Raw genomic sequence first — 14,866 nt, 5'->3', positions numbered from 1 at the left:
TGACGCCCTCCGGTCCGGCGACGGCGGTCGGCGTGGGGGCCGGGCCGGCGGGCACGGTCGGCGCACTGCCGTCCTGGCCGCCGACGCCGTCCCCCGACGCGGCGGGCGCGTGCGGCGTGCTGCCGGCGGATGCGGGCTGCGCCGGCACGGCGGGCGGTGCCGGTGCGGAGGCCTGCGGTGCCGGCGCGGCGGGATCGGGCTGTGGTGCGCCGGCCGGTTGCGCCGCAGCGGGGGGTTGCGCGGGTGCGGCGAAGGCGTCGGCGGCCCGGGCGCGCCGGGGCAGGGGCAGGTCGGTCAGCGCCCCCTCGGCCACCGGCAGCTCCGGCTGCTCCAGCACGGTCGGGGCGATGCCCAGTTCGGCGTGCAGCAGCCGGGCCACCATCGGCATCCGGGTGGCGCCACCGACCAGGAACAGGCCGGAGAGCTGCTGCGGGTCGAGGCCGGCCGCGCCGATCACGTCCCGGGTCACCGCCACCGCCCGGCCCAGCAGCGGCCCGGCCACCCGCTCCAGGTCGGCCCGGGTGAGCGTGACCGCCGCCTCCACCCCCGGTACGGCCACCGGCGCCGCCGGCACCCGCGACAACATCTCCTTCGCGCCCCGGACGTTCTCCCAGAGCTCGTGGCGCTCCCGCCACTGGGTCGCGGACTCCGGGCGGGTGAGCCGCTCCCACCGGTCGGGGTGCGCCTCGGCGACCAGTTCACCGAGGCGACCCAGCAGGGCGGCGTCCACGTCCAGGCCACCGAGGTCGTCCGCGCCGCCCGCGGTGACGACCGTGAACCCGGAGTCGCCCCACGGGTCCGCGCCCTCGTTGCGCAGCACCGCGACGTCCAGCGTCCCGGCGCCGAAGTCGAAGACCGCGATCGTTCCGCCCACCGGCACCGGGCGGCGCAGCACCTGCGTGTAGTAGCGGGCGGCGGCCACCGGTTCCCGCAGCAGACGGGTGCCCGGCGGCGTGGGACCGGAGAGCGTGTGCTCGGCCGCCGACGGCCAACCGGCCGTCGCCAGGGCGTCGGCCAGCACCTGGCGGCGGGCGGCGTCCCAGGTCGCCGGGCACGTCAGCACCGCCGGGGGCAGGAACCCGACCGCCTCGACGGCCGCCCGGGCCACCGCGTGCAGCGTCGCGGCCAGCAGTTCGGCCGGCGGATACCGGCGGTCACCCAACACGACGGCGGGCTCGTCGATGCGCCGCTTCGGGTTGGGCTCGTACCGGCCCGGATCGGTGCGGGCCAGCCGCTGGGCGTCCCGGCCGGCGTGCAGCAGCCCGTCCGCGTCGGCGTACACGCCGGAGGGGATGATCGGCTGCCCGTCCACGAGCAGTGCTCGGGTGTGCCCGTCGGGCCGGCGCAGCACGGCGACGGTGTGGGACGTGCCGAGGTCGACGCCGAGGGCGTACCCCTCGTGCTGGCCTGCCATCTGCCGTTACCTCCGCGGGACGAGGGGATGCCCGGCCCCGAATCGTACGCAGCAGCCGCACCAGCGCCGATCGCGCCCTGACGTGCGACTCAGGCGGCGCGGACCGTCACCCGACAACCAGGTCCAGGCCGGCGATCTGCTCGGGGTCGGCGACCACCTCGATGCCGAGGATCCGGTCGGCGACCACGAAGCTGAGCACCAGGCGGGTACGGCCGTCGACGAGCACCACCGCCCCCGGTGCGCCGTCCACGAACGCCGGCACCGCCCCCTGCGCCTTGCCGGAGAAGAAGCTGGCGACCGTGGCCGAGCCGCATGCCTCGCCGGCCCCGCCCATCCGCACGGCCGCCGCGTCGGAGCGCAGGACGACGTGCGGGTCGAGCAGGGTGAGCAGGTCGTCGAAGCGCCCCTCGCGGGACGCGGCGAGGAACGCCTCGACGGTCCCACGCTGCCGGGCCCGGTCGGCCTCCGGCGCCGGCGACCCGCCCTGCACGCGCCGGCGGGCCCGGCTGGCGATCTGCCGGACGGCGGCCGGGCTGCGGTCGACCACGGGCGCGAGCTCGTCGAAGGAGACCGCGAACATGTCGTGCAGCACGAACACGAGCCGTTCGGTGGGGCCGAGGGTCCGGAGCACCACGTCCAGCGCGCGCCCGACCGACTCCGTGAGCATCGCCTCCCGCTCGGGGTCGGGCTCGCCGTCTCCGGGCGTGGTCGACTCGTCGGCGGCCACGTCGGCGGGCCGCTCGTGCCGCGCGGCGCTGGAGCCCAGCCGGTCGAGGCAGACCCGCCCGACGGTGGTGGTGAGCCAGCCCGGCAGGTTCTCGATGCCATCGACGTCGGCGCGGCTGAGCCGCAGCCAGGTGTCCTGGACCGCGTCGTCGGCCTCGGCCCGGGAGCCGAGCATCCGCTGGGCCACGGAGCGCAGCCGGTGGCGCTGCTCCTCGAAGCGCTCGGCGAGCAGGTCGGTGTCGCTCACGGCATCGCCATCCCGGTCGGCCTCCGGCCTTCGTGTGGCCCGGGTCACATCTGTCACGTCGCCCCTCCGGCTGTCGACAGCAGGGTGACGAACGAGGAAAGCGCTGCGGCGGGGGCGTCGGCAGCGTAACAGGAAGGACGGCACACGATGTCCGTACAGGCCCGTATGCGGAACCCCGCGACCCTGCTTCCCGACGCGGTGAAGGCGATCAATCTGCTCTACAAGGCGGCCCACTCGGCCGGGGTCCCGGGGAGCACCCTGGAGCTGGTCCACCTGCGGGCCAGCCAGATCAACGGGTGCAGCGCCTGCCTCGATTCCGGCGCCCGCAACGCCCGGAAGGCGGGGGAGACCGAGGAGCGGCTGTTCGCGCTGGCCGCCTGGCGGGAGACGCCGTACTTCACCGACGCCGAGCGGGCCGCACTCGCGCTCGCCGAGTCCGCGACCCGGCTGGCCGACCGGGCCGACCCCGTGCCCGACGAGGTGTGGGACGAGGCCGCCCGGCACTTCGAGGAGAAGGAACTGGCCGCGCTGGTGCTCTGGCTCGCGACCACCAACTTCTTCAACCGGTTGAACGCCACCACCCGCCAGCCCGCCCCGCAGAACTGGGGCTGAGCGGGCGACCGACCCGGGCGTACGGCGCGTGCCGCCGCGCGCCCGGGTCGCGCGTGGGGCAAGGGGCGCTCAGACGGTGTGCACCAGCCGGAAGCGCTCGAGCAGCACCGGGGTGTCGTCGTCGACGGTGAAGCCCGGGTCGCCCAGCTCCGCGCGCACCTCCGCGCTGTGCCAGAACGTCTCGTGCCCAGCCCGCCACTGCGCCACCGACTCGTAGCCCTCGCCCTCGTCGAGGGCGTGCGGCAGGTCGACGTCGCCGAGCCGGACCACGCGTACCTCGGTCACCTCGATCACCGCGACCCGCCGGCCCGCCGAGTCGACCACCGCCGAGCGCTCACCCACCTCGGGCATCGGCTCGTCCGTCCGCTCGTAGCCGAGCACGAGGCTGGACGTCGAGGTCTTCGCACCGGACAGGATCGCGGCCACCAACTGGTCCCGCAGCGGCCCCGGGAACGCGAACTCCGCAGGGGAAAGATCATCAAGTTCCACGTCCGAAGGGTACGCGTCAGCGCTGCTCGGGGCGGTCGGGTTTTCGTCGACGACGTCGGCATCCACCGATGCCTGGCCCCGGCTCCGGTCTAATGGACCCATGTTCACCAGCCGAGCGCCGGTCGTCGCGACGTTCCTCGCCGCGCCACTGTCGTGATTGCCCAGACGCCCGGCTGGCTCTGCTCTTCTGCACCGCGCACACCCGCTACTTCGAGTCCACCGGGGTCGTGATCGGTCGGGCCGGGGCTACCGGCTGTTGCCGGTCAGCGTGGTCTTGAGGGTGGAGACGGCGCGTTCGCCGAGGGCTCTACCGGCGCCAGGCCGGCGTAGGCGGCAAGGTGACCGGGTTGTCGAAGGTCGACAGGCCCCCGACCGCGTCGATGAACTCCGCCGACAACGCACAGGAGCAGCTTGACCAGCACACCCGGCGGGCCGCGGGCGGGTGCTTCCAGCGCCTCCCGGCGCTGCCCGTGCACCTGCCGATCGGCGGCTCTCGACGCTAACTACCTTTGATGTACGCAATCGTGGGCTTGTCGGAGTTGTACCGAACAAAATGGTCAGTATTGCTGAAGGTGTTGCACCGGTAGCTGTCACCTTCCTGGTCGAAGAATTCGTAGTCGTAATGCTCTTCGTTGGAGAAATCCAGCCGGTAGGCATAGCCGCCGACATTGTCACCCGACATGTCAGCATTGGAATGCAGCTTGTACCTCGAGATGGCCGTCGTGGTCTTGAAGCTGCTCTCGGTGGTTATCCAGTCGTTTCCGCCAACAGGCCAGTTGCAGCTGATGCCGAAGTCGGTCTTCCCCATGGGTGCACCCGACCCGCCCTGGTCCGCGCCGGATTCGCCGAGGTAGCCCACCTCGTACTTCTTCCCCCTGGCGCTGGTGAACTCCTTCCAGACGATCGCATCCTCGTTGACTTTGACGGCAACCTTCTTCGCCATTTCCCACTTCTTCCGACAGGGCGGTCGTTGCTCCGCCTCGGCCATTCCCTGGTGTGATCAATGGCCACGATAGGCGAGTGATCGGCGGATCGACCTAATTTGCTCACTACCGCCTCGGCCTGACGGTGTTTCGGTACCATGTCGCTTTCTGCCGTGCCGTGCGGGCCAGCAGGCCGTTCAAGTTCGGGTACGAGGCTCCGCCCGTAATCGGTCACCGACCGCGACCCGCTGACGACCACCCTCCGGTTCGGCGGCGACCCTGGGTCACCTCCAGGCGCGGGCGGGACCGGCTTCGCGGTCGACGACCTCGCCCGGCGAACGACTCCGGGATAGCTGTGGGGCCCGTCGACAGCCGGCTGGAGGTTTGCCACCATCGGCGGATGCTCGGAAGGGAGAGGCCGGTGGTGGTTGCCGTATGCGGATCTCCCGGAGCCGGAAAGACCACGGTCGCCATCGCGTCGGCGCGCCGCCTCGGGCTACCGCTGCTGACCCGGGACGAGTTGAAGGCCGGTCTCGGGTTGTCCTCCGCTTCCGTCACGCACGGTGGCGGTGTCCAGCTCGATTCCGATTTCCACATCGCCGGTGGTCCCTTCAGCCTCCGCGCCGAGGCCGTGATGGCCGACGCGGCCCGGCTGTTCGCGACCGCACGGGTGAGTTTCGTCGTGGAGTCCTCGGTGCTGTCGCACAGGCTGCTCGATGCGCTGATCACGTGTGGCGCACGAGTGCTCGCTGTGCACGTCGTGGCCGATGAGGCAGTGATCCGCGATCGCCTCCGTGCCAGAGCGGTCAGCGGCGCGGCTGTCGACCAACAGCTCGAATCCCAGTTTCAGCGAGGCGACATGAAGCGGTCGATCTTCGAGCCGCCGGACGGAGTCGACGCCGTCGTCGAAGTGGACACCTCAGGCCATGGGGATCCGGTCATCGAACCCATCGAGGAAGCGGTCCTCACCCTGCTTCGGTCAACGCCTGACCGTACGTTCCGGTCCAGGCGGTAAGTGCGTAGCGTGTCTTTGCGCGTGTTGGGACACTGCGCCGGTGACCGGATCCGCACTGCCTCAGCTGCTTCGGCCTCGTGCCCTGAGGCCCGGAGATCTCGTCGTCATCGCATCGCTGTCCGGGCCGCTCCATGCCGCTTACGAGCCCGACCTCGAGCAGGCGATGGTCGTGCTCGAGCGGATGGGGTTTCGCGTGCGTCGGGCTCCGCTACTCGAAGCAGGGCGCCACCACTGGTGGAGCGCGGCTACGCCAGCGGAGATCGCCAGGGAATTCAATGCTCTTCTGCGTGATCCTGAGGTGCGCGCCATCATCGCGCACGACGGTGGCCAGACGGCGCTGGGTTACCTCGACCTGATCGACGTTGCGGCGATCGCTGCCGACCCCAAGCCGATCCTCGGCTACAGCGACATCTCGCTGCTGCATCTGGTGCTCTACGCACGCACGGGACTCGTCGGGTTCCATGCCGACTTGGCCACGCCTGGACTTGGCGGGGCGTGGCAGGTTGCGCCCGCAGCACGCCGAGCGGAACTTGAAAGGCTCTATTCGACGTTGCTGACCAGTACCGAGGCCATCGGTGCGCTGCCTGCCACCCCGTCATGGGAGTGCTGGCGTGGCGGTCGTGCCGAAGGCCGGCTGATCGGCGGGGTGATCAATCGTATTGTGCTGGCGCAGGCGACGCCTTACGCGCTGCCGCTCGAGTGGTTCGACGGTGCGGTGCTGTTCTGGGAGGAAATGGGCGGCCACGCGTCGTACGTGTGGAGCTACCTGCAGGTGCTGCGGCACTGCGGCATCCTCGATCGGATCTCCGGCATGGTCGTGGGCGTCCCGTACGCGATCGACGGGCTCGGGGCGCCCGACGCGTCCCCGACCCTGCCCGAGATAGTCCTCGACGTCCTCGGTGAACGTGACATCCCGGTCCTGGGTAACGTCGAGTTCGGACACGCCGGCCCGAATCTGCCGATGCCGGTCGGCATCCACGTCGGCCTCGATGCCCAGCAGCGGACGTTGTCACTGCTCGAACCGGCGGTACGGCCGCATGCGACAACGGGACCGGTCGGCTGAGCAACACGGATCGGTCAGGGGCATCGACGAGTCGGCGAAGGTAACGGACGGCCGGGGAACCAGACTGTCGGCCACCGGCACAAGGACCCGCCTCGGACGGCACGGCCGACGCTACTGGCCCGCCAATGGCACGTAAGATCAGAGAGAGCTGAGACGAGAGCGGCCCAGGCTCGGCGAGAACGCCGCTGACCTGGGCCGGTACTGCTGGAGCGGGCGACGAGAATCGAACTCGCACCGTCAGTTTGGAAGATCGTTTCTGGCTGACCTGATCTGTCCGTAACGCCTGGTCAGCGAGGGTGTCGTCGTGCCCGATCATGACCGCTGCTGACCGCCTGGGACACCGGCTACTGGCACGTAGCTGGCACGGCTGCGCGGTGGGCGCGCGGCTGTCTGGCGGCGTACGGATTACCGCCCCCGGCCTTCGGGCCGGGGGCGGCTTGCCGTGTCGCCGGCTTTCCGCGCGCCTGGACCCCGGTATCCGGTGGCAAGCCGCGAAGCGGCGCGGCAGCCGATCGCCCCAGCCCTCGACGGACGCTGACCACCTTGCGATCGCGTCTGACGCTGAGTGGCTGTCAGCATCCGACTGCTGCTGGTTAGCTAGCGGTGTCGCATTGTCGTACGCTGCTCGGGCGGATGGGCCGAAGTGAAGATCCGTCGCGGAGGCTACAAGACCTTCGTCGCTTTCATCTGATGTTGACCGCCGTTACCCCTGATCGATTGGCTGATCGGTCGCGTGTGGGACACGCACACGAGGAGTTTTGCTGTGGCTGAAACCCTGACCGGCGGTCCCGTTAGCCAGCCTGAGGAGGTCCAAGTGACCCCGGGGGTGAGGGCGCTCATTGAGGCGGCTCGGGTGTCGGAGGCCATGAGTGCGAGGTTCGCGGAGCAGGCGACCCCGGGGGTGAGGGCGCTCATTGAGGCGGCTCGGGTGTCGGAGGCCATGAGTGCGAGGTTCGCCGAGCAGGTGACCCCCGCGCTGAAGACCTTGGCCCGGGCACACCGGCTGACCCTGAAGCAGGTCGACTCCGGCGTCTGGGAACAGCTTGCAACCAGTGCCAATCTCTTCGCCTCCGTTGGCATCGCTAGCGTCCTCCGAGAGGATGCCTCCGGCCTTATCGAACATCCCACTGCGTGGCTGGATGAGGTCGAGGAAGCTGCAAGAGCCGGTGACGAACGGGCCGGAGATGCTCTCCTCCTGGTCCGCTACCTTTTCGGGTGCTTCCTGCTTCTGGCCCAGCGTCTGAACCCCTCAGCCAGGGCGATCGAGAGGGTAGGTGCGTTGGTCGCTCTCTCTGTCCTGATGACCGTCGTGGTGGGGACGACGTACGCCAATAGCCCGAAGACCTTGGAAAAGTGGGACACCTTGCTCGGTACACCCCTTGGAATCCTCGGGGTTTACTTGGCCATCTCTGGCTCTGGCGGCAACCGACCGCGGAGACAGAAGCCCAGCCTGAACAGGCGAGGTAGCAGTAAGCCTCGAAGGAGATTGCTTGCCCGGTACCGCCATCGATAGTTGGCGAATCTCCGAGGAGGGCCGGGGATCGACATGGAACCCTGGCGTCTTCAGGTCGTGTCGTCTCTCAGCGTGGCCGGCTCGCCCGGCCGATGCCGGCCGGAGGCCGCCAGCAGGCCGGGGCCGGGCCGGCGCGGCCCGCTTGCGGGCCGCCTTGATCCAAAAGAGAGTATCTCGGCAATGCCGTGTTTCATACCTGTCTCAACGCACCTAAAGCCACGACACGCTTCCAAGCTCTGTGTAGCAGTCCTGCCCTCGTACGAGAGCGGTCGGTAGCTCCGCAGCATTGCCGTCGCCGCGCTCACCAGCATCCCACTGTCCGGCGCGGTTGCTGTTAGCGATGCTCTCGCCAGCGTCCCAAGCGGTTCCGGCCGGACGTGACCCCAACTCCGCTGCGCCGCGCGGGTTCGAGCCGCGTCGATTGCCAGACGGTGCCGGTTCGGGCCGGGGAGCCCCTCCGCGTTGACCGACACACCCTGCTTACTTGATGTCCCACATACGCATGAGCTGCTAGGAGCAAGCAAGACCCGCTAGTCAATCCGGATCTATCAGTCTTTTCGGGCGGCTGATCTTGACATCTTCGAACGGGTGTTGCATAGTTCTGCGGGTCGCGGCCCGACACGCCGTCACGGTTCCAAAAATCCGACCTCATCTGAGGTACGGTTTTTGGAACCCCTAGGAGGAGCTTTGACGAAGGTGTGGCGCGTCGGCTCGGAGGCCGACGACAGGCTCGCAAGCTTGGGCCTTGCGGCGGAGGACTTCGCGGTCTCCATCGAGGCGGCCGTGAGCGACGCCAGAACGTGCACGGGTTTGGATGCCCCGAGCGCGCGGTCTTTCATCTTCTGGACCAGGCTGAACCGTTACTTCCGGGAGGCGGTGAAGCCTCGTGAGTGGGGAGCCACCAACGCTGACCAGATCTTGCGGGCCCTGAGTCCTAACCGAGACTTCGCGATCACTGCGGTTAGTGGGCGCGGCGGCATTGCTGACCCCAACGGCAAGGTGCGCACCAAGAACCCGAAGGGCTCAGCGTTCGCCGAACTGATCAAGGTCAACAACCGCCTGCTTGGACGGTACGTCCAAGGGGACCTTCTCCCTGGGCTTCGACTGGTTCGCGAGGAACCCAGCCGGGAGCCCGGCGTTCAAGACATCCCCCTCTGGATCTTGCTTTACCGACGGGTAGGCGAGGAGTTGTGCGCCGAACTGTCCCTGCCCACGGACATCAAGTGCAAGTCTGTGGAGGACTGGGAAGAACGAGTGATGCTGGCAAGCACGCCCTACCCGGGCGACGTCGACTCCCTGGACATCTTCCGTTACGACGAGGATGACGACCAGGGCCCCGACATCGCCGTGGACTGGCTGTGAAGGTCTAAGTACCTGTTGATGAAAAGGAGAGGTAGCAGTGGTTACGCCGTCTCGTCTCGTTCTCGCAAGGAAGAGACGGCGGATGACACTAGCCGCCCTCTCCACAGCGTCTGGCATTTCAGTTCGCAGTCTTACGGCGTACGAGAATGGACATAAGGCGCCCGCGGCGGACACCTCCTACGCGCTAGCGTCTGCCCTGCAGGTTCCGCTCTCGTTCCTGCAGGGCTCAACTCTCGAAGAGATTCCTATAGACGCAGTCAGCTTTCGGGCGCTGTCGAAGATGACTGCTCTAGATCGGGGGGCCGCGTTAAGCGCCGGCCGCATCGCTATGCTTATTAACGACTGGATCGAAAAGCGGTTCCGGCTTCCTGAAGCTAACTTGCCAACCTTCCCTCACTTGGGTCCAGAGGAAGCAGCGGAAAGGGTTCGAGCCTTCTGGGGCTTAGGCGAGTCACCCATTCCCAATATGGTTCATCTACTCGAAGCGAACGGCGTTCGGGTCTTTTCGCTTGCTCATGACTGCCAAGATGTGGATGCCTTCTCCTTCAAGCATAAGGGCAGGCCCTTCGTATTCCTGAATACGAGCAAGAGCGGTGAACGTGGGCGCTTCGATGCAGCACATGAGCTCGGGCATCTCGTGATGCATAGTGAGCATCGTGTGCCGAATGGAATGCAAGCCGAAGAAGAAGCGCAGGCATTCGCATCTGCTCTACTAATGCCGCGAGCGGACCTCCTAGCCCATTCGGTTTACGACATGACTCCCAATCAAATCCTCGTGGCAAAGAGGCGGTGGAAAGTTGCTGCCCTTGCGCTAACCTATCGCCTCCACGAGATTGGGATGCTTTCCGACTGGAAGTATCGGACAGCCGCCAAGAGGCTTTCCCAGCTAGGGTATCGGCGAAGTGAGCCAGGTGGTATAGCCCGCGAGAGTTCACAGGTTCTTACGAAGGTTTTTCGCTTGATGGTGCGGGATGTTGGGGGCTGGCGCCCCCTTCTGGATGAGCTTCAACTAACCCGCGAAGAACTCAACCGTCACGTCTTTGGACTAGTGCCTGTAGCAGTTGAGGGCGGTGGACAACGATCCTTTGACCGTCCAACGCTACAGCTCGTGCGCGGCACAAAATAGAGGCTCGCGGCAAGGGGGCGGATAGAGGGTGTTGCCGTGCTGGGCGGAGGCAGGGGCCCTGCTGTTGCTGCCATGAATTATCCGCGAGCCTACAAACCAAGCGGACCGGCTCGTAGCGCCCTAAAAGGTCGGCGGACCCGTAGCGTCAATCGTAAGTTCCCATCGACAAATCGAATTGTACTTTCCTGTTGGCGGTGAGCGGTGCGTCGAAGACGAAGGTTCTTTTCGGCCTCGCGCATTTATGCCGTCACCAAGGGGCAGCTCAGATGGACTAGGATCAGCCGAGCGCCTTGAGAATCGGTGGAACGCCGGCAAGCCGACAGCTGGTGTCCCAAGTGCAAGTCGTAAGCCAGCACCGGTAGGTGCGCCCTCGTGCGGATCGGTCCAATTTGCGTGAGCTGCAGCCAAGCTGTTCGCGACCTTGTTGTCGTCCGAGGCAGCCCATCTGGTCAAACGGAGTCGTACTCTAGTCGTACCGCACGTCAACGATGCTCCGAACGCCCAACATGCCAAGACACGCTTGAGCCATCCTTAATGATGCCACAATCTGTTCCATACTAAGGAAAGTCAGCTCAAGATTGAGTTGGGTAACCATCCCTCCGTATTTCTTACGTTTGAAGGTGAACTGTCCCTTATTTCGCCTACACCAGGCCGCAAAACTCTTCGTAGCCGAGTCGTCGTGTGGGAGCCACAACCAGCCCACGGCGCAAAGCCCTTCCCCTGAGACCGCGTTGCCGTACTTGCGGGCGGCGCCCTCCACCCATGCGTAACGGTCGTCCCAGCTTGCGGATTCGCTTATCCGACCAGGCGGACTTAGAGGCTTAGAGCAAACCCTTCCGCCGGGCGGGGAGACATAGGCGGACGAGAGGGCGATGGGGCGCCCGGGCTTCGCGTTCCATGCTGTCCAGATATTTCGAAACTCCCCAGTCCTGCACGCAACCATGACATTGACGGAGAATTCTAGAGTTCCATCTGCGCTCACCTTCATATCGTAGGCAGTAAAATCGCTACACAGGAGCGCGCTGCACAGCAGGTACGCCAGGTAGCGACCGTCGCCGTAGTGGCTCAAGAACCCGATACGCGCAAATCCTTCCCACTTCCGCTCGGGGTGCCCTACCTTAAGACAATAGTCTTCGATCTTGCGGTAAGCCTGCTCAGGATCGGGCCACTGCCAGAGAGGCTCATCGAGCTCGAAGTGGCCCGGCCTTTCAGGATCATCCCTCCGGTTGATCTTATCAATCTCGCCAGGAAGCTGTCGTAGAGCGATCCGCGCCGGAGAGGCCACCTTCTTTCGGCGAAATAACTTAGTTGCACTCAAGTCTGGAGGTAAGGGCAACTCTGACAAGCGCCGTTCAAGTAAAACATGCCCTTCGAACTCGTTTGAGAAAAATCCAGGACTATTCCATGGCCTCTCACCTGGAGACCAGGCGTAGTCATTCAATCCCTCCTGGCTCAATCCGAAGTCGGCAACCGTTTCCTGGATGGCCTCCAGAACAAAGCCTTGTACCACAATGTACGCCAAGAGGAGCCAGTCCCAAAGGGCGGTAAAACAAAGAAAGTCATCGGCGGGGAAGCCTGCGATTGCCACCACGTCGTGCGAGCCGGCTTGGCTCGCCGCCTCGCGTACTAGATCCAGTGAGGTGGAGCTGAAGGCTAGGCAGTAGTAGGAGACGCCAACCATAGACTCGACTGTGAAGGACTGGGATCGGTGGGCGAACTCAAGACACCGAAAAAGATGTCCTTTGGCCTCTAGTTCAACCTGATACGGCGTTACAAGTTCATGGCGTTCAAGATGCCGCTCCCCGCCAACCCGTGCTGAATATCCAACCGAGTTGAGCCGGCTACCAAGCGGCATAAGGAGTCCGGCTTTGACCCGAAAATTTAGAGCGTCGCCGTCCGTCGAGAGGTTCACCAATTTAGATAATATTCTTTTGGCCTCCCAGGGCGCGTCATCGCTAGCGCGGAAGAATATGACGACCGGTCGCTGCTGCATAGGTTTAGGCTAACGCTGAGCGAGTTCATGTAAACCCTGCGTCCAGGTACCTAAAGATGCCCAACCGGACCGCTGGCCGAGTGACTTTGAGGCACATGGCTAGGCGAGGGCTCGGATCTCCGATATCCTTCGCAAGTGGCCGGGCATCCCGGCCGAGGAGCTGTGCGTTTCCCTGCGCCGCAGGGGCCTAGTCGTGTGGCGCGGCCCGGCTGCTGGCCCGCCACCTCGCCGGTCAACGACGTGTCGTCCCGGCGAGCCCTCCCACTCTCCGCGTCAGCAGCCTTGTATCGGGAATGACGGCCGCAGAGCGACATTGGCAGCGGCTGGTGCGTGCCAGGCGACGCGTGCAGCCCGTTCAAGGCAGCTGAACCCCTGTCGAAACTCCGAGCTAGAGAGAGCTGCCGTGCTCCGCGTAAGCAGCCTTGCCACTGCTGCGCGCTGCGATCGCAGCGCGGAGTCTACGAGTGAGTCGAGGCGGTCCGTGATGATCCAGGCGTTCTGCTGTCACATAACGCCATTCCGTGAGTTCACCGTCCGCAAAGCGGATGGCCTGTTCTTGCTCCCCAGTAAGAGAACCAGCATCGAAGACGAAGAGAAGTTTGTCTCCTTCGTGGTCGGCCGGTGCCCAGTCGACGACGAGCATGGGACCAACAGCGACGGTGAGGCCAAGTTCTTCCTCGATCTCCCGCATGCACGCCGCACGCGGTGACTCGCCGGGTTCGACGTAGCCGCCGGGGATGTCCCAGTGCTTCTTGTAGCTGGGGCGCACTAGCAGCACCCGGCCTTCGCTGTCGAAGAAGAGGGCGCCGGCGGCGACGCGTGGGGTTGCCATGGGTGGCATCTCGTTGGCCGTCACCAGGGCAGCCTAGAGGGGCTGGAATCAGTCGAGCACCTGGAGCCGGCGAGCCAGGCTGACCAGCTCGGCCGAGGGCTTGCCCCGCTGTCGGCGTACCCAAGTCAGGGCGAGTTGGCGGCTGAGGAAGTGGTGGCGGACCTGTTCGGGTGCCATCTGTTCGGCGTCTAGTAGGACGGCCTGGGCATCGTCGACGCGGTTCCACGAGCTGTAGGCGCGGGCGACTTCCAGGGCGTGCCGTACCCGACGCTCCATCGGCAGGCCGGCGGTGTCGACGCGCGGTCCCAGGTCGATGGCGACTTGTAGGTCGCCCAGCTCGGCGGCGGTGGCGACGCGGTGGATGGCGACGTTGGTCGGACCGAACGCGGTCCAGAGGTGGTTGGCGTCGGCTCCGAGCTGGCCGGCGGCGTGATCGGCGGCGGCGAGGAAGGTGCGGGTGGTGGCGGCGTCGTTGGATCGGGCGGCGGCCATCGAGCCGGACAGGAACAGGGTGCCGTAGACGGAGAGCAGCGCTGGTGTGGCGTGCTTGAGGTGGGGCTCAAGGTAGCCGGCGGCGTCCTCGGTAAGGCGTACGGCTTCGGCGTAGCGGCCGGTGGCGTGCAGGGCGTGGCCGACGGAGCGGAACAGGGAGCCGGTGACGAGCGGGTCGCCGGTGGGGCGGACGGCGGCCAAGCCGCGGTCGGCGGCAATCCAAGCGAGGTCGCTTTCTCCGAGCTTGGTGAGTTGGGTGGCGGCGAGTTGGTACGCGAGGCCGAGTAGCCAGCGGGCCTGGTCCTGGTCGTCGCCGTCGTGGTGGTCGGCGGCGGCCTGGGCTCGGTGGAGCAGGTCGGGTAGGCGGCCGGTGACGTACCCGAACCGGGAGTCCTGGTAGGCGTCCCAGAGGGCGCTGACCTCCTTCTTGAGCGCGGCGACGCTCGGTGGCTCTGCGTCCGTGCCGGCGCCGAACGGGCCGAGGGCGCGGTAGTTCATCAGGGCGGCGCGCAGGGCGGGAACGGTTTCGGTACCGCTGTCGGCGGTCCAGTCGAGCAGCGAGGGTTCGCCGAGCAGGTCGCCGAGGGAGATGTCCAGGACTTCGGCGAGGGACTTGATGACGGAGAGCCGGTCTAGCTCGATCCGGTTGTTCTCGATCTTGCCCAGCCAGTCGGCGGTACGGCCGATGAGTCCGGCTAGGACTTCCTGGGACAGGCCGCGTCGTCTGCGGTACCAGGCGACGCGTTCGCCGATGGTCAGGGTGTTGGTCGTCCCGCGCACCGGTTCACTGTCTCCCCTCGGTCGGCTGCGACCCCGGAAGGATTTTCCGGGTCACTGGGCGGTGTGTGCCACAACCTGTGTGCATGACGGGGCTGAACGTATCGAGCAACTGCCAATCCTGCTCGGGCGCGGGCTGGAAGTACACCCTCGCCCGCACCGCCACTCGGGGGATGGGGCGGGGGTCGGAGCGGACTCGTTCGCTTGCCCGGCGGTCCTGTCTGGACTGCGCGGGTTCCGGTCGCTCGGCGACCTGCTGAGGCTGGCCCGGGGTGGGTGCTG

General features: G+C 66.5%; 13 protein-coding genes. 6 read left to right on the top strand and 7 right to left on the bottom strand.

The window, feature by feature from the left end; translation table 11 throughout:
* On the bottom strand, positions 1–1,414 hold a 1,414-nt coding region (locus F6X68_RS21590; RefSeq protein ID WP_151455992.1), incomplete at its 3' end, for an Hsp70 family protein.
* Positions 1,415–1,520: 106 nt separating this feature from the next.
* Positions 1,521–2,387, bottom strand: coding sequence for a sigma-70 family RNA polymerase sigma factor (locus F6X68_RS21585; protein ID WP_151455991.1), 867 nt, complete (start codon positions 2,385–2,387; stop codon positions 1,521–1,523).
* A gap of 147 nt (positions 2,388–2,534) precedes the next feature.
* Between F6X68_RS21585 and F6X68_RS21580 the strand changes: the two genes are divergently transcribed.
* Positions 2,535–2,999, top strand: a complete 465-nt coding sequence (locus F6X68_RS21580) for a carboxymuconolactone decarboxylase family protein (RefSeq protein ID WP_225852341.1) — start codon at positions 2,535–2,537, stop codon at positions 2,997–2,999.
* Positions 3,000–3,068: 69 nt separating this feature from the next.
* Here F6X68_RS21580 and F6X68_RS21575 read toward each other — a convergent pair whose 3' ends face one another.
* Both F6X68_RS21575 and F6X68_RS21570 read right to left on the bottom strand, forming a co-directional pair.
* Positions 3,069–3,488: an ASCH domain-containing protein gene (locus F6X68_RS21575; RefSeq protein WP_225852340.1), complete on the bottom strand. Its 420-nt coding sequence runs from the start codon at positions 3,486–3,488 to the stop codon at positions 3,069–3,071.
* Positions 3,489–3,987: 499 nt separating this feature from the next.
* Positions 3,988–4,431, bottom strand: a complete 444-nt coding sequence (locus tag F6X68_RS21570) for a hypothetical protein (protein WP_151455989.1) — start codon at positions 4,429–4,431, stop codon at positions 3,988–3,990.
* Between the two features lie 380 nt (positions 4,432–4,811).
* Here F6X68_RS21570 and F6X68_RS21565 point away from each other — a divergent pair, with 380 nt between their 5' ends.
* From F6X68_RS21565 to F6X68_RS21545, 5 genes are all read left to right on the top strand, one after another.
* Entirely contained in the window at positions 4,812–5,426 is a 615-nt protein-coding gene (locus F6X68_RS21565) for an ATP-binding protein (RefSeq protein ID WP_151455988.1), read from the top strand.
* A gap of 40 nt (positions 5,427–5,466) precedes the next feature.
* Entirely contained in the window at positions 5,467–6,489 is a 1,023-nt protein-coding gene (locus tag F6X68_RS21560; protein WP_151455987.1) for an LD-carboxypeptidase, read from the top strand.
* 763 nt (positions 6,490–7,252) lie between these two features.
* Positions 7,253–8,002 carry a hypothetical protein gene (locus F6X68_RS21555; RefSeq protein WP_151455986.1) on the top strand — a complete coding sequence of 250 codons (750 nt, stop codon included), beginning with the start codon at positions 7,253–7,255 and terminating at the stop codon, positions 8,000–8,002.
* 687 nt (positions 8,003–8,689) lie between these two features.
* A complete protein-coding gene (locus F6X68_RS21550; RefSeq protein WP_151455985.1) occupies positions 8,690–9,364 on the top strand; it encodes a hypothetical protein in 675 nt (224 codons plus the stop codon).
* A gap of 37 nt (positions 9,365–9,401) precedes the next feature.
* On the top strand, positions 9,402–10,490 hold the full coding sequence (locus tag F6X68_RS21545; protein WP_151455984.1) for an ImmA/IrrE family metallo-endopeptidase: 1,089 nt from the start codon (positions 9,402–9,404) through the stop codon (positions 10,488–10,490).
* Between the two features lie 466 nt (positions 10,491–10,956).
* On the opposite strand, the gene F6X68_RS21540 is transcribed toward F6X68_RS21545, so the two are convergent.
* From F6X68_RS21540 to F6X68_RS21530, 3 genes are all read right to left on the bottom strand, one after another.
* Positions 10,957–12,483: a hypothetical protein gene (locus F6X68_RS21540; RefSeq protein ID WP_151455983.1), complete on the bottom strand. Its 1,527-nt coding sequence runs from the start codon at positions 12,481–12,483 to the stop codon at positions 10,957–10,959.
* Between the two features lie 388 nt (positions 12,484–12,871).
* Complete coding sequence (locus tag F6X68_RS21535) at positions 12,872–13,339, bottom strand: NUDIX hydrolase (protein ID WP_151455982.1); 468 nt, start codon at positions 13,337–13,339, stop codon at positions 12,872–12,874.
* Between the two features lie 24 nt (positions 13,340–13,363).
* On the bottom strand, positions 13,364–14,587 hold the full coding sequence (locus F6X68_RS21530; protein WP_151455981.1) for a helix-turn-helix domain-containing protein: 1,224 nt from the start codon (positions 14,585–14,587) through the stop codon (positions 13,364–13,366).
* Positions 14,588–14,866 lie beyond the last annotated feature (279 nt).

It is taken from the genome of Micromonospora sp. AMSO12t (assembly GCF_008806585.1).
GTDB classification, from domain to species: domain Bacteria; phylum Actinomycetota; class Actinomycetes; order Mycobacteriales; family Micromonosporaceae; genus Micromonospora; species Micromonospora reichwaldensis.
The sequence above is the reverse complement of the archived record's forward strand: the minus strand, read 5'-3'. Positions and strand labels throughout refer to the sequence as shown.

Excerpts from the sequence above, each read along its gene's own strand:
- F6X68_RS21570 (WP_151455989.1), bottom strand. The coding sequence starts at position 4,431 with ATGGCGAAGAAGGTTGCCGTCAAAGTCAACGAGGATGCGATCGTCTGG.
- F6X68_RS21540 (WP_151455983.1), bottom strand. The coding sequence starts at position 12,483 with ATGCAGCAGCGACCGGTCGTCATATTCTTCCGCGCTAGCGATGACGCG.
- F6X68_RS21580 (WP_225852341.1), top strand. The coding sequence starts at position 2,535 with ATGTCCGTACAGGCCCGTATGCGGAACCCCGCGACCCTGCTTCCCGAC.
- F6X68_RS21565 (WP_151455988.1), top strand. The coding sequence starts at position 4,812 with ATGCTCGGAAGGGAGAGGCCGGTGGTGGTTGCCGTATGCGGATCTCCC.